Below are 17,103 nucleotides of genomic sequence, written 5' to 3' on the forward strand. Positions count from 1 at the left end.
GAGGCCGACAGCGCCGGCAGGACTCGCGACCATGGTTGAAGGGAACATCGCTGAAGGCAAGATTGCTGAAGAGAGCGGGGTAGAAGCCTGGGAGGCCGTGATCGGCCTGGAAACCCACGTGCAGCTGGGTACCGCCAGCAAGATCTTCACCGCCGCCTCCACCAGCTTCGGCGACGAGCCCAACACCCACATCGATCCGGTCGTGTGCGGCCTGCCCGGCACCCTGCCGGTGCTCAATCAGAAAGTGCTCGAGTACGCCGTCAAGGCGTCGTTGGCCCTCAACCTGCAGGTGGCGGAGCACAGCAAGTTCGACCGCAAGCAGTACTTCTATCCCGATCTGCCCAAGAACTACCAGATCTCCCAGTACGACCAACCGATCGCCGAGGACGGCTGGATCGAGGTGGAGGTGGCCGAGAAGGGCAAGGACACGTATCTGAAACGCGTGGGCATCGAGCGGCTGCACATGGAGGAGGACGCCGGCAAGCTTGTGCACGCCGGTAGCGACCGCCTCGCCGGCTCCACCCACTCCCTCGTCGACTACAACCGGGCCGGGGTGGCCCTGGCCGAGATCGTCAGCAAGCCGGATCTGCGCACAGGCCGGGAGGCGGCGGAGTATGCCTCTGAGATCCGCCGCATCATGCGTTATCTGGGCGTCAGCGACGGCAACATGCAGGAGGGTTCCCTGCGCTGCGACGTCAACATCTCGGTGCGCCGCGGGCCCGAGGCCCCTTTCGGTGTGAAGGTGGAGATCAAGAACATGAACTCCTTCTCCGCCATCCAGAAGGCGATCGATTTCGAGATCGCTCGCCAGATCAAGGCTTACGAATCCGGTGAGCCGGTGGTGCAGGAAACCCGTCTCTGGGACGAGAGCAAGCAGCTCACCAAGAGCATGCGCAGTAAGGAAGGGGCCAGCGACTACCGCTACTTCCCGGACCCGGATCTGGGGCCGATCGAAGTGAGCGCGCAGCAGCGTGCGGTCTGGCTGGCGGAGCTGCCCGAGCTGCCGGCGGCCAAGCGCCACCGTTACGCCGATGCCCTTGGTCTCTCGATCTACGACGCCCGGGTGCTCACCGATGAGCGCGCCATGGCGGAGTACTTCGAGGCGGCAGTGGCCGCTGGCGGAGACCCCAAGGCCGTGGCCAACTGGGTGACAGGCGACATCGCCGCCCATGTGAACGCCAACCGGCTGTCGATCACCGAGCTGCCCCTGGGGCCCGAGCAGCTGGCCGAGATGGTGCAGCTGATCGAGACGGGCGCCATCAGCGGCAAGATCGCCAAGGATCTGCTGCCGGAACTGCTCGAAAAGGGCGGATCGGCGGCTGCGATCGTGGAGTCCCGCGGCCTGGGCATGATCAGCGACCCGGCGGCGATCACCGCCATCGTGACGGAGCTGCTGGCGGCCCACCCGGAGGAGGTGGAGGCCTTCCGTGGCGGCAAGAACAAGCTGCAGGGCTTCTTTGTGGGGCAGCTGATGAAGCGCACCGGCGGCCGCGCCGACCCCAAGCTGGCCAACCGGATCCTCAGCGAGCAGCTCAAGGGCTGATCGTCGCCAGCTCCTTGCTCAGGCCCAGGTGTTGATCGGCGGCTGGAGCAGCAGATCGGCGATAGTGCTGATCACCGCCGGGGCGTCGAAGTAATCGCCGTGGTCGATGGCGCGATTGGTCAGCCGGGTGGCGTTGTACCCCGTCATGTTGGGCGGCGCCAGCGAAGGCAGGGGATTGAGGCCAAGGCTGCTTTCCCAGCGTTTGGTGAGTTCGGGGCCCGTGAGTCGCTGCTTGAGTTTTTCGATCGGTTCGCGCAGGGCCTCCTTCTCCAGCACCGAAGCCTGAAGGGCGCTGTCGTGGCGTGAGTAGAAGAGATGGGTATGACCCACCAGGTGCTTGAGTCCACCGTAGAAGGGTCCGTTGTAATGAAGTCGCTGGGAGCGGACCTGCACATTCGGACACTGGGTGACCTCCCTTCGTTCCACATCGGGAGCCAGCATGATGTATTGATCCACGAAGGATTCGGTGCCATTGAGTTCCCTGCGCGACAGGCGGCCCGTCAGCCGACGGCCGGCGTCGTCGCCGCTGAAGGCCTGCATCGGCCAACTTTCCTCGTTGAGGAGATTGGCCAGCATGTTGCAGGTGAGGTAATTGCCCATGCTGTGGGCGATGATCGCAATGCCGGCGCCGGGATTCACGGTCCGGATCGTGGCGATGGTGTTAGCCAGTGCGGCGGTGGACTGGGTCGCTTCGTTGCGATCCGACTGATAGGCCAGCACGCTGCCATCGGATGGCCAGGAAAAGCCGATGAAGGCCAAGTGATCCCTGCTCTCGTCGATGTCCCCCGGGCCCATCAGCAGTGAGTGCCCTTGCTGGGCCAGTTGTTGCTGCAGCAGCTCCGCCAGCAGCGAAAAGGAAGTGATGGCACCATGCAGCGGCACGTTGAAGCCGTGAATGCCGATCACCACCGTTCGGATGCAAGGTTTGGCGAGAAACCTCTTCAGATCCTCGCGTTGTTCTTCGGCGATCACCGCCTCGATCGGAAGGCTGGAGGGATCGGTGCTGCCCAGGTACTGGGCCATGCAGATCTCGGTGTCGATCCAGTGGTAGCCATTGCGTTGCAACTTGATGCGCTCCGCATCATCAAAGGCCCGCCCGAGCTTCTGGCGATCGCGATTGGTGGCGAAGTAACGAATGGTGCGTGACATTCATGTATTCCGGCCAGCGGTCATTGTCATGGGAGGTCCTGTGCCCAAGTTGATCCTTGAACCTTTTTGCTAAAATCTTTACATCAAAGGTTCTTGTCTGTGGCCTTCGCTGTCGAGCTTGCGGTATCGCGTTCATTGCCGCCAGATCGTCCGTCAATGCTGGGGCTGGAGCAGGTTGATCAGCTGTGAGGGAAGGTTGCTGCTGGCCTGGTTGTTATCGATCACGGCATTAGCGAGTGCCCGTTTGCGGGCAAGCGGCCACTGGGAGTGGATGCGGTCGGTGGCCTCCCCAGCGTCGAGTCCATCGCGAGCCATCAGGCGTCGAAGCTGCTCGACCTCGTCGCAATCCACCAGCCACACTTCGCTGCAGAGGTTCTCCAGCCCCGCCTCAAACAGCAGCGGAACCATCAGGACCACGGCGGGCACCTCCTGGAGCCGTTCCAGCTCGGCGCCAAAGCAGGCCCGCACCAGGGGGTGCACCAACTCCTCCAGCCAGGCCCGTTCCGCTGCGTCGGCAAACACGATCCTGCCCAGGGCGGCCCGGTCCAGGGACGGGCAAGCATCAGCGGACGCCGGGGCCGCCTCACCGCGCGCCCGCACCTGCCCGCCGTAGCGGGCCAGCACCGCCATCGCTCCGGGGCTGCCGGGGGCGAGGGCCTCGCGGGCGAAGCGGTCGGCGTCCAGTACAGGCAGCCCGAATCGATGCTCCAGCAGGGCGGCCACCGTGCTCTTACCGGTGGCGATCCCGCCGGTCAGTCCGATGCGGCGCTGGGGCAGGCTCAGGGCGCGTTGGTTTCGCTGGGTGCACTCTGGGGCCTGGCGCCGTCGATGGACGCCGACGAGCCAGAGCAGAAATGTCCGCGAAAGGATCTTTCCTGGACGGTGCAACGTTTCAGCTCCTGGTCCGAGCGTCAGGCCCACCTCACCCGCTGGGTGCTGCAGCAGGCCCGGGATCAACTCGCGGCCCACCAGGCCCTGGCGCAGGCCGCTCCGGTAAACCCCTGCAGCCTTTCGCCACTGATGGGTCGCTCGAGGAGATGGCCCGGATCCGCAGCGGTGAACCCATCGCAGAGGTGTCCTTCGTCGTGGACCATCCCCGGCGCGCCGAGGGGCGGGCCATCGACGGACCCGCCACGGTGCTGGTGTTCGACGGTTCGGAGCTCGAGCAGTTGCTCCAGCAATCGTCGGAGTTCAATCGGGGCCCGCTCCATACCCTGGCCCTGAGGCTCGGGGACTTTTACGGCAAGCTGGACAGCTCCAACGTCTCCCGCTGAGTCCGTGATCCCTCCCTCTCCGTGGCAGCCCATCCCCGGTGGCGTCACGGCCCCGGAAGGATTTCTGGCGTCGGGCCTCACGGCGGGCCTGAAACCCTCCGGCAAGCCTGATCTGTGCCTGCTGCTGGCGCCGCAGGGGGCGGTCTGTGCCGGCAGCTTCACCACCAACCGGGTGCGGGCGGCCTGTATCGACCTCTGTGCCGAACGGCTGGCCGCCACGGGCGGTACGGCCAGGGCCGTGCTCACCAACTCCGGCCAGGCCAACGCCTGCACCGGAGAGCGCGGTCTGGCCGACAGCCTGCGCGCCACCGGGGAGGTGGCCGCGCGCCTGGGCCTGCCGGTGGAGCAGGTGCTGATCTGCTCCACCGGCGTGATCGGCGTGCCGATACCGATGGATGGTCTCGAAGCGGGCCTCGATCCCCTGGTGGCCGCCCTTAGCCCCGAAGGCGGCGGCGCCGCCGCCCAGGCGATCCTCACCACCGACCTGGTGACCAAGGAAATCGCCCTAGAGGCCAGCCTCGGCGGCCGCCGCGTGCGCATCGGCGGCATGGCCAAGGGGTCGGGAATGATCCACCCCGACATGGCCACGCTGCTGGCCTACCTCAGCTGTGATGCTGGCGTGCCGGCGGAGGTGTGGCAGGTGATGGTGAAGCGGGCGGTGGATCGCTCCTTCAACGCGATCACCGTGGACGGCGACACCAGCACCAACGACTCCTTCCTGGCCTTCGCCGCCGGCGAGTCCCTGGCCCAGGAGCACCACGGAGCCCTGGAGGCGGGCCTCACGGCGGTGGCCCAGCACCTGGCCCGGGCCGTGGCCCGCGATGGTGAAGGGGCCACCTGCCTGATCGAGGTGCGGGTGGAGGGCACCGACGACGACGAGGCCGCCCGCGCCATCGCCCGCACTGTCTGTGGCTCCTCCCTGGTGAAGACGGCCATCCATGGCCGCGATCCCAACTGGGGCCGCATCCTGGCCGCCGCCGGCCGGGCCGGGGTGGACTTCCAGCCGCAGGCCGTCGCCCTCTGGCTGGGGGAGCACCAGCTGATGGCGGAGGGCCAGCCTGTGGGCTTCGACCGTCCGGCGGCGTCGGCCTACATGCGGGCGCGGGCCGCAGGCGCTTACCTGAGCGATGACACGATTGAGATCTGCCTGCATGTCGGGGCGGGTCCAGGCAGCGGCACCGCCTGGGGCTGCGACCTCTCGGATCAGTACGTGCGCATCAACGCCGACTACACCACCTGAGGCCACCGGTCGGACCCGGCAAGATGGCAGCGATTGCGCTGACGTCGATGGTCACGGCCAGGCCCACTTCCCCGCCCCGCGGGCCCCGTGCCCGCGGGGGTTCACGCCCCGGCTGGGACTGGCGGGTGTGGTGGATCGTCGGCCTCTGCTTCGGGCTCGGCTATGGCGCCAGTCTTCGGCTGATGAGTTTGGGTGGTGAGGACGAGCAGGGTGCCAGCCAGCGCTTCGACGTGCAACCCGCCCCCGGGACGACGTTGGATTCCCTGCGCCAGCGCTTCGGCGGCGACGCCCGGGACATCCGTGGTGACCTGGACTTGATCGAGCAGGAGCAGCAGCAGAAACAGGAGGAGGCCGACCTCAAGGAGCGGCGCGAGTCCATGGAGGAGCGGGAGGCGCAGGAGAGGCAACGGCTGCTCGAGCAGACCTCCACTCCCATCGAGGGCGACCCACCGTCAGCGACTGGGCCCGGAGACGTCGAGTCCCTGTCAGCTCCTGTGCTGCCTCCACCGCGGACGCCGCCGGCCCGCGAGCGGGAGGCCGCCGGCCCCGCGCCGATCGCCCCGCCTCCGGTGAGCGGCCCACCGGCTCCCGGAACCCAGCCCTGATCTGCCACAGTTCGGTGATCCCTCCGGCTTTGTCATGAGCGCGCCGCAGTCCCTCGCCATGGCGGCCATGAATCGCCTGGCCGCCCGCCTGGGCAGCGGTCTGGCCGATGCGGCGGCCACCCTGGCGGTTCTCGCCCAGGACACGCCTGCCCGGGTGCAACACGAACTCAGCCTGTTCTGGGAAGAGGTGGCCATGGAAGCCGAACGGATCGAGAAGGACCGCAACGCAGCGGCGGCCGCCTCCAGGGGGGGCTCAGCTGAGGATCCCCAGGAACGGATCGACGCCCTGCGGACCAAGGTCGCCGAACTGTCCAGGCGCCTCGATCAGGTCCCAGCCGTCGCCCCCGATGGTCCGCCGCGGTCTCCGGGGCAGGCCTGATGGCGGCCCCCTCCAGCCCCGGGGTCCTGCTGCCCCGCCTGTGGCGTCCCCTGCGCATCTGGAGGCTCGTCATCCAGTTGCTGGCAGGACTCTGGTGGGATGCCCGCCCCTGGACCTACCCGGGGGGGCGAACCCCCGAACGCCAGGCCGCGCGCCAGCGTCGCCGGGCCCGCTGGCTCACCGCCCAATTCCTTGAGCTCGGTTCCGCCTTCATCAAGCTCGGACAGTTGCTGTCGGCCCGCCCCGATGTGCTCCCTGCCGACGTGGTGGAGGAGCTGGCCCATCTGCAGGACCGGGTGCCCGCGTTTCCCTTCCCTGTGGTGGAGTCCCTGCTGGATCAGGAACTGGGGGAGCGGCGGGCGGAGATCATCGATCTCGAGGTGGAGCCACTCGGTTCGGCGAGCCTGGCCCAGGTGCACCGGGCCAGCCTGCGCAGCGGCCGGCAGGTGGTCTTCAAGGTGCAGCGGCCGGGGCTGGAGCGGCTGTTCCGGCTGGATCTGGAGGTGCTGCAGCAGGTGGCGGCGGTGGTCCAGCGCCATCCCCGCTGGGGGGCCGGTCGCGACTGGGTGGGCATCGCCAAGGAATGCCGGCGGGTGCTGCTGCGGGAACTGGATTTCCGGCTGGAGGCAGAGCACGCCGCCCGTTTCCGGCAGCAGTTCCTGGATGACCCCGGCATCCGCATTCCAGCGGTGATCTGGGAACTCAGCTCCCGTCGGGTGCTGTGCCTGGACTACGTCCCCGGCATCAAGATCAACGATCGGGAGGCCCTGGTCCGCGCCGGCATCGATCCGGCGGCGGTGGCGGAAAAGGGGGCCGCCAGCTACTTGCAGCAGCTTGTCCTTTACGGGTTCTTCCACGCCGATCCCCATCCTGGAAATCTCGCGGTCGCCAGCGATGGGTCGCTGATCTACTACGACTTCGGCATGATGGGCCAGATTTCCGAGCGGCTGCGAAGCCGGCTGGGGCGCATGGTGCGAGCCGCAGCGGCCCGGGATGCCTCGACCCTGGTGGAGGAGCTGCAGCAGGCAGGGCTGATCGCCCAGGGTATCGATCCCGGGCCAGTGCGGCGGCTGGTGCGGGTGATGCTCACCGAGGCGTTAACTCCGCCATTCAGCGCCAACGTGCTGGACAAGCTCTCCGGTGATCTCTACGAGCTGGTGTACGGCCAGCCCTTCCGCCTGCCCCCGGAGTTCATCTTCGTGATGCGGGCCCTCTCCACCTTCGAGGGGGTGGGCCGCAGCCTGGATCCGGGCTTTAGCCTGATCGCCATCGCCCGTCCCTATCTGCTGCCCCTCATGACCGCCAGCGGTAACGGACCGAATGAGCTGTTCAACGAGATCTCCCGCCAGGCGGCCGAGGTGGGCAGCCGGGCCCTGGGGATCCCCCGGCGGCTGGAGGAAAGCCTCTCCCGCATCGAACAGGGGGATCTGCAAGTGCTGATCCGGGCGGGTGAAACCGATCGCCTGCTGCGGCGCCTGGCCCTGGCCCAGCAGAGCACCGGCCAGTCGTTCCTGCTGGGGGGTCTGGCGGTGGCGGCGGCGCTGCTGGCGGCCAGCAGCCGGCCTGCCCTGGTGGCGGTGCCCCTGGTGCTGGGGCTCCCTGTGGGCTTGTCCTGGCTGAAGCTTCAGTCGAGGCTCAAGCGCGATGGTCGCCTCGACCAGCTGCCCGGCGTTGCCGCATCAGCACGCAGGGAGTGAACGGGGGCGGCCTCAGCCGCGGCCCCGCGGACCCCGGTCTTCCACTCCGGCGTAGATCGCCTGGCTGCCCAGTTCGTCCTCGATGCGCAGCAGCTGGTTGTACTTGGCGACCCGATCGCTGCGGCTGAGGGACCCGGTTTTGATCTGGCCGGCGCGGGTGGCCACGGCCAGGTCGGCGATGGTGGTGTCCTCGGTTTCGCCGCTGCGGTGGCTGATCACGCTGGTGTAGCCGGCCCGTCCGGCCAGATCGATGGCCTGCAGGGTTTCGGTGAGCGAGCCGATCTGATTCACCTTGATCAGGATCGAGTTGGCGATGCCCTGCTCGATGCCCTGCTGCAGCCGGGTGGTGTTGGTCACGAACAGGTCGTCGCCGACCAGCTGTACCGTGCTGCCGAGGCGCTCGGTCAGCAGGCGCCAGCCCTCCCAGTCGTCTTCGGCCAGGCCGTCCTCGATCGAGACGATCGGGAAGCGGCTGGCCAGGGCCGCCAGCTGGTCGACCATCTCGGCGCTGGTGTAGCTGCCGCCGCCGAAGGCGTAGCGCCCATCGGCAAAGAATTCGGTGCTGGCCACATCGAGGGCCAGGGAGATCTGGTCGCCGGGCCGGTAGCCGGCCTTCTCGATCGCCTGGATCAGCAGCTCACCGGCGGCGTCGTTGCCGGCCAGGTCGGGGGCGAAGCCACCCTCATCGCCGACCGCCGTGGAGAGGCCCTGGTCCTTGAGCAGCCCCTTGAGGGTGTGGAACACCTCGGCGCCCATGCGCAGGGCCTCGCGGAAAGTGCCGGCCCCATGGGGCACCAGCATGAATTCCTGGAAATCGAGGTTGTTGGAGGCGTGGGCGCCGCCGTTGATGACGTTCATCAGCGGCACCGGCAGCAGGGTGGCCATCGGGCCGCCCAGGTAGCGGTACAGGGGCAGGCCCAGGGCCTTGGCGGCCGCGTGGGCGGTGGCCAGGCTCACCGCCAGGATGGCGTTGGCGCCGAGGGCCGACTTGTTGTCGCTGCCGTCGAGTTCGTTCATGGCCTCGTCCACGGCGCCCTGGTCGAGGGCACTCAGGCCGCAGAGGGCCGGAGCAATGCGCTCCTCGATGTTCTCCACCGCCTTGCTGACGCCCTTGCCGAAGTAGGCCTTCTCGCCGTCGCGCAGCTCGTGGGCCTCGTGGGCCCCGGTGCTGGCGCCGCTGGGCACGATCGCCCGACCACTGGCGCCCCCCTCCAGATAGACCTCCGCCTCCACCGTGGGGGTGCCCCGGGAGTCGAGCACCTCACGGGCCACGATGGAGTCGATGACGAGGTCGAGGGAGTCGTACACAGGGAGTGTGCTGGTGGCGGAATCCTATGGGGGGCTCTCCGCCGCTGCCTGTGTTCCCTGCGCCACCCCCCGGCAATGGCGCGGGCCCAGGCCCAGGCCCGCGGCACCCTGGTCAGAATGGCCCCAGCTGGTCCAGCGCCGATGCGACTGCTTCACACCATGCTCAGGGTGGGCGATCTGGAGCGTTCCCTGCGCTTCTACATCGAGGTGCTCGGCATGAAGCTGCTGCGCCGCAAGGACTATCCCGGTGGCTCCTACACCCTGGCCTTTGTGGGCTACGGCGATGAAAAGGACACCACCGTCCTGGAACTCACCCACAACTGGGGCACCGGCGCCTACGAGCTCGGCACGGGTTTCGGCCACCTGGCCATCGGTGTCGATGACATCTATGCCACCTGCGCGGCCATCGCCGCCAAAGGCGGCCGGGTGGTGCGCGAACCGGGCCCGAAGCAGCACGGCACCAGCGTGATTGCCTTTGTGGAGGATCCCGACGGCTACAAGGTGGAACTGATCCAGACGTCGTCACGGTCCGATGCGCCCTGACTCCCGCCCCCGCGACGATCGGGAGCCGGCGGCAGCTCCCGCCAGCCTCACCAGCGATCCCGACCGCTTCAGTGACGCCGCCTGGGATCTGCTGATCGCCTCCCAGGAGCAGGCGAGGCGCTGGCGCCATGGCGCCATGGACGTGGAGCACCTGCTGCTCACCCTGCTGCTGAACCGGCGCTTCGCCACCTGGGTGGCGCCGCTGCCCCTTGACGAGGACCGGCTGCTCGACCGCCTGGAAGCTTTCTGCGCCGAGCAACCCGGCGGAGACGGCGGCACGCTCTACATCGGTGACGCCCTTGAAGATCTCCTGGAGGAGGCCGACCGCCGCCGGGCGGCCTGGGGATCCCGGCTGCTGGATGTCCCCCACGTGCTGCTGGCCCTGCTGGTGGAACCCCGGATCGGGGCGTCCCTGCTGGTGGAGGAGGGGCTGAGCGAGGACCTGCTGCTGCGCCAGTGGCGGCCGCTGCCCGCCGTTGCCCAGCCCCCCGCCGCCATGCCACCTGTTGCCATGCCACCCGCCACGCTGCCCTCACCCGCTGCCCCGCCGGCAACGGATCCGGTGGCCCCGCCATCACCCGCAACGGACACCACCATGACCCTGCGGCGGGAGGAGGACCCCGAACCCGGTGCCCTGGCCCGTTACGGCCGTGACCTCACGGCCGCCGCCCGGGCCGGAGAACTCGATCCCGTGGTGGGAAGGGATCCGGAGATCCGCCGGCTCATCCAGGTCCTCTCCCGCCGCAGCAAGAACAACCCGGTGCTGATCGGTGAGCCTGGCGTCGGCAAGACCGCCGTGGCCGAATCCCTGGCCCAGCGGATCGTGGCCGGCGAGGTGCCCGATGCGCTGCGGGGGCTGCGGCTGGTCGCCCTGGATCTGGGGGCCCTGATCGCCGGGGCCAAGTTCCGCGGCCAGTTCGAGGAGCGCTTGCGCAGCGTGCTGGCCGAGGTCCGCGACTGCGACGGTGCGAGAGGCGAGGAGGGGGGTGCCCGAGGTGCCGGCGGGGTGGTGCTGTTCATCGACGAACTGCACACGGTGGTGGGCAGCGACCGCTCCGGCACTGATGCGGCCAGCATCCTCAAGCCGGTACTGGCCCGGGGGGACCTGCGCTGCATCGGCGCCACCACCCCCGAGGACTACCGGCGCAGCATCGAGAAGGATCCTGCCCTGGAGCGCCGTTTCCAGCAGGTGGTGATCCGCGAGCCCGACGGTCCCACCTGCCTCGAGATCCTGCGGGGGCTGAAGGAGCGCTACGAGCTCCACCATGGCGTCACCATCACCGATGGGGCCCTGGTGGCGGCCTCCAGGCTCGCGGCCCGCTACATCAGCGACCGCTGCCTGCCGGATTCGGCCATCGACCTGATCGACGAGGCCGCCGCCAACCTGCGTATGGAAGCCACCTCCAAGCCCCAGGTGGTGGAGGCGGCCGAAGCGGACCTGCGGCGGGTGGAGCTGGAGCTGCTGGCGGCTGAAGCTTCCCCTGTGGAGGACCGTCTGCCGCTGCAGGAACAGCGGCGCCTCGCCCATGAGCAGCTCGAACGGCTGCAGCGCCGCTGGGCGGGGGAGCGGGAGCGCCTGGAGGAACTGCGCGAGCTCATGCACCAGGACGAGGACCTGCGCCACGCCATCGCTGAGGCGGAGCGAGACGGGGACCTGGAAGAGGCGGCCCGTCTCCAGTACGACCAGCTGCACGGGGTGCAGCAACGCCGCGCCGCTGTCGAGGCGGAGCTGCAGAGCGATCCGATGCTGCGCGAGCAGGTGGAGGAGGGGGACATCGCCGATGTGGTGGCCCGCTCCACCGGCATCCCCGTTCAGCAGTTGCTGGCGGGAGAACGGCAGAAGCTGCTGGAGTTGGAGCAGCGGCTGGCTGGGCGGGTGATCGGCCAGCCGGAGGCGGTGGCGGCGGTGGCGGCCTCGATCCGCCGTTCCCGGGCCGGTATGCAGGCCCCCACCCGGCCGGTGGGGTCGTTCCTGTTCCTGGGGCCCACAGGTGTCGGCAAGACGGAACTGGCCAAGGCCCTGGCGGCAGCCCTCTTCGATGAGGAGGAGGCGCTGGTGCGGCTGGATATGAGCGAATTCATGGAGCGCAACGCCGTCGCCCGCCTGGTGGGGGCTCCCCCCGGCTATGTGGGTTACGAGGAGGGGGGGCAGCTCACCGAGGCCGTACGCCGCCGCCCCTATGCCGTGCTGCTGCTCGACGAGGTGGAAAAGGCCCACCCTGACGTGTTCAACCTGCTGCTGCAGGTTCTCGACGACGGCCGTCTCACCGATTCCCAGGGGCGCACGGTGGACTTTCGCCACACGGTGGTGATCATGACCAGCAACCTGGCCAGCCGGGCGATTCTGGAGCGGGCCCGCTCCGCCTCCAACCCTGATGGTGGCGGGGATTCCCAGCCCCCGGAGGGGGAGCTGGATCAGGAGCGTGCCCTCGATCTGGCGGTGGAGGAGGCCCTGTCGCGCCAGTTCCGCCCGGAATTCCTCAACCGCATCGATGAAGTGATCCGGTTCCGTCCCCTGGCCCGAGCCGATCTCGAGCGCATCGTGCGGCTGCAGCTGGCGGAGCTGGCGGCCCTGCTGCGGGAGCAGCACCTGGAGCTGGAACTGGATGAGGCCGTCGTGGTGGCCCTGGCCCAGCAGGGCTACGAGCCGGAGTACGGCGCCCGCCCGCTGCGGCGGGTGCTGCGCCGTCGCATCGAGAACCCCCTGGCCACAGAGTTACTGGAGGATCACTTCAGTGGGGCCAGGGGGGTGCGGCTGGAGCTCGCCGGCCCCGGGGAAGCGGGCTTTCGCTTCGTTCCTCTCAAGGCCGTGGGGGAAGGACGTCCGGTAGGGTGATCGTTTGCCGATGCGTGCCGACGTAACGGCATCCATCGGAATCCACGCTGTGGAACCCATCCCCCCCGTCACCACCACCACGAGCAGTCCCGAAGGGCCCCTGGCCCAAGGGAATGGCCTGTCCGCACCCGAGGATGGGCCGGACGGTCCTTCCGCCGAGGAGGAGACCCCCACCGGTTTCTTCGCGGTGACCTACGCGGAGCTTCAAAAGGTTGTCTGGCCGAGCCGCCAGCAGCTGTTCAGCGAGTCGGTGGCGGTGATCCTGATGGTGAGTCTTTCGGCCGCGGCGATCGCTGCGATCGACCGTTTTTATCACTGGGGATCGGCCCAGATCTTCCGTTGATGACCCTTCCCCTGACTTCCGTGCCCGAGACCGTGCCCGAGATCGAACCCGACGCCCCAGAGGTGCTCGAGCTTCCTGGCGAAGGCACTGGCCTTGTCGCTGACGGGTCTGACCTTGCCGCCGCTGATCCCGCCGTCGAGGCGGGTGAAGCCACCAAGCCCCAGGTGGCCCGTTGGTATGCGGTTCAGGTGGCTTCCAGCTGCGAGAAGAAGGTGAAGGCCACGCTGGAGCAGCGGGCCGTCACGCTGGGGGTCAGCAACCGGATCCTGGAGATCGAGATCCCCCAGACCCCTGGTGTCAAGCTGAAAAAGGACGGCAGCCGCCAGTCCATCGAGGAGAAGGTGTTCCCCGGCTACGTGCTGGTGCGCATGGTTCTCGATGAGGACACGATGATGGCGGTGCGCAGCACCCCCAACGTCATCAACTTCGTGGGCCAGGAGGAACGCCGCGCCACCGGCAAGGCTCGCGGCCACATCAGGCCACGGCCCCTGAGCCGTCAGGAGGTCGACCGCATCTTCAAGCGTGCCGCTGAGAAGAAGCCCGTCCTCAAGGTCGACCTCACCGAAGGCGACCAGATTCTCGTCACGGCCGGCCCCTTCAAGGACTTCCAGGGCGAGGTGATCGAAGTCTCCGGAGAACGCAGCAAGCTGAAGGCCCTCCTGTCGATCTTCGGCAGGGAGACCCCGGTCGAGCTCGAGTTCTCCCAGATCAGCAAACAGAGCTGATCAGCGGCGGCCGCCTCCCTGCGGAGGGCGGCCCCGGGTGGTTCCTTACGGGGCTGCCACACCGCCGGGCCGGCTATCGCCCCACCCCGGCCATCCGCAGCACTCCCGCGAGGGAGTTCCGTCCCGCTCTCCCGCAAGGGAGTTCCGTCCCCTAGCCCAGACGATGGCCAAGAAAGTCGTAGCTGTGATCAAGCTGGCCCTCCAGGCCGGCAAAGCGAACCCCGCACCACCGGTGGGCCCTGCCCTCGGTCAGCACGGGGTCAACATCATGGCGTTCTGCAAGGAGTACAACGCCCGCACCCAGGAAAAGGCCGGGTACGTGATCCCGGTGGAGATCTCGGTCTTTGAAGACCGCAGCTTCACCTTCATCACCAAGACCCCGCCCGCCTCGGTGCTCATCTCCAAGGCCGCCGGCATCGACAAGGGTGCCGCCACGTCCGCCAAGGGTGCGGTGGGTGCCATCAGCCGCGCCCAGCTCGAGGAGATCGCCAAGACCAAACTGCCCGACCTCAACTGCACCAGCGTTGAATCGGCCATGCGCATCATCGAAGGCACCGCCCGCAACATGGGCGTTGCCGTCAGCGACTGACCCTCCCCGGGCGTCGTTCCTTTCCATCCACCTACCTGGGGGAGACCGCCCACGGTCGTCCGCACCCCTTCCTGCCATGACGAAAATCTCCAAACGCTTCACGGCCCTCGCCGCCAAGGTTGAGGACCGCGCCTATGAACCGCTCGAGGCCATCGAGCTGGTCAAGGACACCGCCACCGCGCGCTTCGACGAGACCATCGAAGCCCATGTGCGCCTTGGCATCGATCCCAAGTACACCGACCAGCAACTGCGCACCACCGTGGCGCTCCCCCACGGCACCGGTCAGACCATTCGCATCGCGGTGATCGCCCGGGGTGAGAAGGTGGCCGAAGCCAAGGCCGCCGGTGCCGATCTGGCCGGTGATGATGAGCTGGTGGACCAGATCGCCGGCGGCGCGATCGACTTTGATCTGCTGATCTCCACCCCCGACATGATGCCGAAGGTGGCCAAGCTCGGCCGGGTGCTCGGTCCCCGCGGCCTGATGCCGAACCCCAAGGCCGGCACCGTGACCACCGATCTGGCTGGCGCCATCAACGAGTTCAAAGCCGGCAAGCTGGAATTCCGGGCCGACCGGGCCGGAATCGTGCACGTGCGCTTCGGCAAGGCCAGCTTCCCGAGCGACAAGTTGCTGGAGAACCTCAAGGCCCTGCAGGAAACCATCGACCGCAACAAGCCCAGCGGTGCCAAGGGCCGCTACTGGAGGACCCTCTATGTGGCCTCCACCATGGGCCCGTCGGTCCAGGTCGACTTCGCCGCTCTCCAGGACATCAAGCAGGACAGCTGAGCCCCTGTCGTGTCTGCGTCGTCATGGGTCCGGATCGTTGGCTGGGTGGCGGTTCCGCTCACCCTGCTGAGCCTGGGGTGGGGCCTGCTTTCCAGGCCAGGCGCCAGGTCCATCGCCTCCGTGGCGCCGCCGCCGTCCGGATCGCCGCCCTCCCGCGGTGGTCCGGTCACTTTCGTCGGTGATTCGCTCACGGCCCAGGGCGACTGGCAGGCCGCTTTCCCCGACCGTGTGGTCCACAACCAGGGCGTGAGCGGTGACACCAGCTTCCAGCTGATGGCCCGGCTGCCGGAGATCCGCCGGACGGGTGCCAGTACCTATCTGGTGATGGTGGGGATCAATGACATCGTCTGGGGCTACGACCCCAGCCGCATTGCTGGCCGGATTCAGTGGCTGCGCACCGGCCTGCAGATCGGCAGCGGGGCACGGGTGATTGTCCAATCCACCATCCCCTGTGCCCGGTTCCGCTGTGGCCCTGACGGTGTTCGCAGAGTGGCGGAACTCAACCACCGGCTGGCACAGCAGATTCCCCCTCAGGACTATGTCGATCTCACCCCGGTGATGGCCGATGCCGATGGGCTGAAGCGCCCCTACACGGTGGATGGCGTGCATCTCAACGCCGCTGGCTACGCCCGTTGGCAGGCACGGCTTCGGGAACTTGACCTGCCGTGATGTAGGTTGATGAACTGGATTCGTCCAGAAGGGCACGCGCCCCACCCAAGACAGCAGGTCGTCAAGAACGTCGATTTCGGTCGCTCGTTCCTTCTCGTAAGTCCTGCCGAGGTCCACGCGATTGGTTTTTGCCTGTGCTGGTGTCTCCGCCGGAGCCACTCAGATCGGAGCGGAGCGATGAGCAGCCTCGAAGCCCCCCACCAGGAGCTGTCCGGGCCGCGTTTCCTGCTTGTTCCCCCGATCCGATCCACCTCCTATGGGCCGCACGCTGGAGAACAAGCAACAGATCGTCGAAGAGCTCAAAGGGCTCCTCGGTGAAGCCGAAATGGCGCTGGTCCTCGATTTCAAGGGCCTGACCATCAAGGAAATGACTGATCTGCGGACCCGTCTGCAGGCCAGCAACGGTGTGTGCAAGGTGACCAAAAACACCTTGATGCGCCGTGCCATTGATGGTGACAGCGCCTGGTCGGATCTCGATTCCCTGCTCACTGGCACCAATGCCTTCGTCCTGATCAAGGGCGATGTCGGCGGTGCGGTGAAGGCCCTGCAGTCCTTCCAGAAGGACACCAAGAAGTCGGATGTGAAGGGAGGCCTTTTCGAAGGCAAGCTCCTTTCCCCTTCCGACATCCAGGCCATCGGGGATCTGCCCTCCAAGGAGGTGCTCATGGCCCAGATCGCCGGTGCGATCAATGGCCTGGCCACCAAGTTGGCTGTGGGCATCAACGAGGTTCCGTCCGGTCTCGCCAGGGCACTCAAGCAGCACGCCGAATCCGGCGAAGGTTGAGTTCGCCTTTCGCGAACCCCTGGGCTCCACCGATCCTCCCGTTCTGTTGCTGATTCCCCCCCCATGTCCGCTACCACCGACCAGATTCTCGAACAACTGAAAACCCTCTCCCTGCTTGAGGCTTCCGAGCTCGTCAAGCAGATCGAAGAGGCCTTTGGCGTGTCCGCCGCCGCTTCGGCTGGCGTCGTGATGGCCGCCGCCGCCCCCGGCGCGGCCGCCGAGGCCGTCGAGGAGCAGACCGAGTTCGACGTCATCCTCGATGGCTTCGATCCGGCCGCCAAGATCAAGGTGCTCAAGGCCGTCCGCGAGGCCACTGGCCTCGGTCTGGGCGAAGCCAAGGCCCTTGTGGAAGCCGCTCCCAAGGCCGTCAAGGAAGGCATCTCCAAGAACGATGCCGAAGCTCTCAAGAAGAGCATCGAAGAAGTGGGTGGCAAGGTCTCCATCAAGTGACCAGCCGAAGCTGTGCCTCCGGGCCCAGCTTCCCTTTCCTTCCGGCCGGTCCTTCGGGGCCGGCTTTTTCATGGCAGTGGTCGGTGATGACAGGGCTGTGGCCTGGCGCAAGGACGTCATCCCATAAAAAAGAGCCCCGCCGAAGGCAGGGCTCTGGAGATGGAACGTTTCCGGGAGTCTGTCCT

The 17,103-nt window shown here is 67.5% G+C and carries 18 protein-coding genes; 15 read left to right on the top strand and 3 right to left on the bottom strand.

Translation table 11 applies throughout. The features are described from left to right. Nucleotides 1–31: 31 nt before the first annotated feature. The gene (gatB, locus tag KQ305_RS13725; protein WP_259725958.1) at nt 32–1,543 is read left to right on the top strand and encodes an Asp-tRNA(Asn)/Glu-tRNA(Gln) amidotransferase subunit GatB; all 1,512 of its coding nucleotides are present in this window, start codon (nt 32–34) and stop codon (nt 1,541–1,543) included. Between the two features lie 18 nt (nt 1,544–1,561). Here gatB and KQ305_RS13730 read toward each other — a convergent pair whose 3' ends face one another. Next, nucleotides 1,562–2,692 (bottom strand): alpha/beta hydrolase, encoded by a 1,131-nt coding sequence (locus tag KQ305_RS13730; RefSeq protein WP_259725959.1) that lies wholly within the window; start codon nt 2,690–2,692, stop codon nt 1,562–1,564. 153 nt (nt 2,693–2,845) lie between these two features. Continuing rightward, nucleotides 2,846–3,661, bottom strand: a complete 816-nt coding sequence (coaE, locus tag KQ305_RS13735; protein WP_311134361.1) for a dephospho-CoA kinase — start codon at nt 3,659–3,661, stop codon at nt 2,846–2,848. 68 nt (nt 3,662–3,729) lie between these two features. On the opposite strand from coaE, the gene KQ305_RS13740 reads away from it, so the two are divergent. The 5 genes from KQ305_RS13740 to KQ305_RS13760 are packed head-to-tail and all read left to right on the top strand — an operon-like array spanning nt 3,730 to nt 7,887. Next, nucleotides 3,730–3,966 carry a hypothetical protein gene (locus KQ305_RS13740; RefSeq protein ID WP_259725960.1) on the top strand — a complete coding sequence of 79 codons (237 nt, stop codon included), beginning with the start codon at nt 3,730–3,732 and terminating at the stop codon, nt 3,964–3,966. Nucleotides 3,967–3,970: 4 nt separating this feature from the next. Further along, entirely contained in the window at nt 3,971–5,206 is a 1,236-nt protein-coding gene (argJ, locus tag KQ305_RS13745; protein ID WP_259725961.1) for a bifunctional glutamate N-acetyltransferase/amino-acid acetyltransferase ArgJ, read from the top strand. A 23-nt stretch (nt 5,207–5,229) separates the two neighbouring features. After that, on the top strand, nt 5,230–5,811 hold the full coding sequence (locus KQ305_RS13750; RefSeq protein WP_259725962.1) for a hypothetical protein: 582 nt from the start codon (nt 5,230–5,232) through the stop codon (nt 5,809–5,811). 34 nt (nt 5,812–5,845) lie between these two features. Beyond that, complete coding sequence (locus KQ305_RS13755) at nt 5,846–6,190, top strand: hypothetical protein (RefSeq protein ID WP_259725963.1); 345 nt, start codon at nt 5,846–5,848, stop codon at nt 6,188–6,190. Beyond that, nucleotides 6,190–7,887 carry an AarF/ABC1/UbiB kinase family protein gene (locus tag KQ305_RS13760; RefSeq protein ID WP_259725964.1) on the top strand — a complete coding sequence of 566 codons (1,698 nt, stop codon included), beginning with the start codon at nt 6,190–6,192 and terminating at the stop codon, nt 7,885–7,887. Before KQ305_RS13755 ends, KQ305_RS13760 begins: the two co-directional genes overlap by 1 nt. 12 nt (nt 7,888–7,899) lie before the next feature. Here the strand turns inward: KQ305_RS13760 and eno are convergent, their stop codons facing one another. After that, nucleotides 7,900–9,195, bottom strand: coding sequence for a phosphopyruvate hydratase (gene eno, locus KQ305_RS13765; RefSeq protein ID WP_259725965.1), 1,296 nt, complete (start codon nt 9,193–9,195; stop codon nt 7,900–7,902). 141 nt (nt 9,196–9,336) lie between these two features. Here eno and gloA point away from each other — a divergent pair, with 141 nt between their 5' ends. The 9 genes from gloA to rplL all read left to right on the top strand — a co-directional run bounded on the left by gloA (nt 9,337) and on the right by rplL (nt 16,918). Then, entirely contained in the window at nt 9,337–9,738 is a 402-nt protein-coding gene (gene gloA, locus KQ305_RS13770) for a lactoylglutathione lyase (RefSeq protein ID WP_259725966.1), read from the top strand. Continuing rightward, on the top strand, nt 9,728–12,574 hold the full coding sequence (locus KQ305_RS13775; RefSeq protein WP_259725967.1) for an ATP-dependent Clp protease ATP-binding subunit: 2,847 nt from the start codon (nt 9,728–9,730) through the stop codon (nt 12,572–12,574). Before gloA ends, KQ305_RS13775 begins: the two co-directional genes overlap by 11 nt. 118 nt (nt 12,575–12,692) lie before the next feature. Beyond that, complete coding sequence (secE, locus tag KQ305_RS13780) at nt 12,693–12,917, top strand: preprotein translocase subunit SecE (protein ID WP_259726023.1); 225 nt, start codon at nt 12,693–12,695, stop codon at nt 12,915–12,917. Continuing rightward, nucleotides 12,917–13,642, top strand: coding sequence for a transcription termination/antitermination protein NusG (gene nusG / locus KQ305_RS13785; protein WP_259725968.1), 726 nt, complete (start codon nt 12,917–12,919; stop codon nt 13,640–13,642). The genes secE and nusG overlap by 1 nt, the downstream gene beginning before the upstream one ends. Nucleotides 13,643–13,805: 163 nt before the next feature. Further along, nucleotides 13,806–14,231 carry a 50S ribosomal protein L11 gene (gene rplK, locus KQ305_RS13790; RefSeq protein WP_259725969.1) on the top strand — a complete coding sequence of 142 codons (426 nt, stop codon included), beginning with the start codon at nt 13,806–13,808 and terminating at the stop codon, nt 14,229–14,231. A 76-nt stretch (nt 14,232–14,307) separates the two neighbouring features. Then, the gene (gene rplA, locus KQ305_RS13795; protein WP_259725970.1) at nt 14,308–15,015 is read left to right on the top strand and encodes a 50S ribosomal protein L1; all 708 of its coding nucleotides are present in this window, start codon (nt 14,308–14,310) and stop codon (nt 15,013–15,015) included. A gap of 45 nt (nt 15,016–15,060) precedes the next feature. Next, nucleotides 15,061–15,684, top strand: coding sequence for a GDSL-type esterase/lipase family protein (locus KQ305_RS13800; RefSeq protein WP_259725971.1), 624 nt, complete (start codon nt 15,061–15,063; stop codon nt 15,682–15,684). Between the two features lie 256 nt (nt 15,685–15,940). Then, the gene (gene rplJ, locus KQ305_RS13805; protein ID WP_259725972.1) at nt 15,941–16,468 is read left to right on the top strand and encodes a 50S ribosomal protein L10; all 528 of its coding nucleotides are present in this window, start codon (nt 15,941–15,943) and stop codon (nt 16,466–16,468) included. Between the two features lie 63 nt (nt 16,469–16,531). Further along, the gene (gene rplL, locus KQ305_RS13810; RefSeq protein WP_216906680.1) at nt 16,532–16,918 is read left to right on the top strand and encodes a 50S ribosomal protein L7/L12; all 387 of its coding nucleotides are present in this window, start codon (nt 16,532–16,534) and stop codon (nt 16,916–16,918) included. The last annotated feature ends 185 nt before the right edge of the window (nt 16,919–17,103 follow it).

Source organism: Synechococcus sp. CS-1332, from assembly GCF_025127995.1.
Classification (GTDB): domain Bacteria; phylum Cyanobacteriota; class Cyanobacteriia; order PCC-6307; family Cyanobiaceae; genus Cyanobium.

Bases quoted from the DNA above. Each gene is read 5' to 3' on its own strand.
- gatB (WP_259725958.1), top strand. From the start codon at position 32: ATGGTTGAAGGGAACATCGCTGAAGGCAAGATTGCTGAAGAGAGCGGG.
- KQ305_RS13730 (WP_259725959.1), bottom strand. From the start codon at position 2,692: ATGTCACGCACCATTCGTTACTTCGCCACCAATCGCGATCGCCAGAAG.
- KQ305_RS13740 (WP_259725960.1), top strand. From the start codon at position 3,730: ATGGCCCGGATCCGCAGCGGTGAACCCATCGCAGAGGTGTCCTTCGTC.
- KQ305_RS13750 (WP_259725962.1), top strand. From the start codon at position 5,230: ATGGCAGCGATTGCGCTGACGTCGATGGTCACGGCCAGGCCCACTTCC.
- KQ305_RS13755 (WP_259725963.1), top strand. From the start codon at position 5,846: ATGAGCGCGCCGCAGTCCCTCGCCATGGCGGCCATGAATCGCCTGGCC.
- KQ305_RS13760 (WP_259725964.1), top strand. From the start codon at position 6,190: ATGGCGGCCCCCTCCAGCCCCGGGGTCCTGCTGCCCCGCCTGTGGCGT.
- gloA (WP_259725966.1), top strand. From the start codon at position 9,337: ATGCGACTGCTTCACACCATGCTCAGGGTGGGCGATCTGGAGCGTTCC.
- KQ305_RS13775 (WP_259725967.1), top strand. From the start codon at position 9,728: ATGCGCCCTGACTCCCGCCCCCGCGACGATCGGGAGCCGGCGGCAGCT.
- nusG (WP_259725968.1), top strand. From the start codon at position 12,917: ATGACCCTTCCCCTGACTTCCGTGCCCGAGACCGTGCCCGAGATCGAA.
- rplK (WP_259725969.1), top strand. From the start codon at position 13,806: ATGGCCAAGAAAGTCGTAGCTGTGATCAAGCTGGCCCTCCAGGCCGGC.
- rplA (WP_259725970.1), top strand. From the start codon at position 14,308: ATGACGAAAATCTCCAAACGCTTCACGGCCCTCGCCGCCAAGGTTGAG.
- rplJ (WP_259725972.1), top strand. From the start codon at position 15,941: ATGGGCCGCACGCTGGAGAACAAGCAACAGATCGTCGAAGAGCTCAAA.
- rplL (WP_216906680.1), top strand. From the start codon at position 16,532: ATGTCCGCTACCACCGACCAGATTCTCGAACAACTGAAAACCCTCTCC.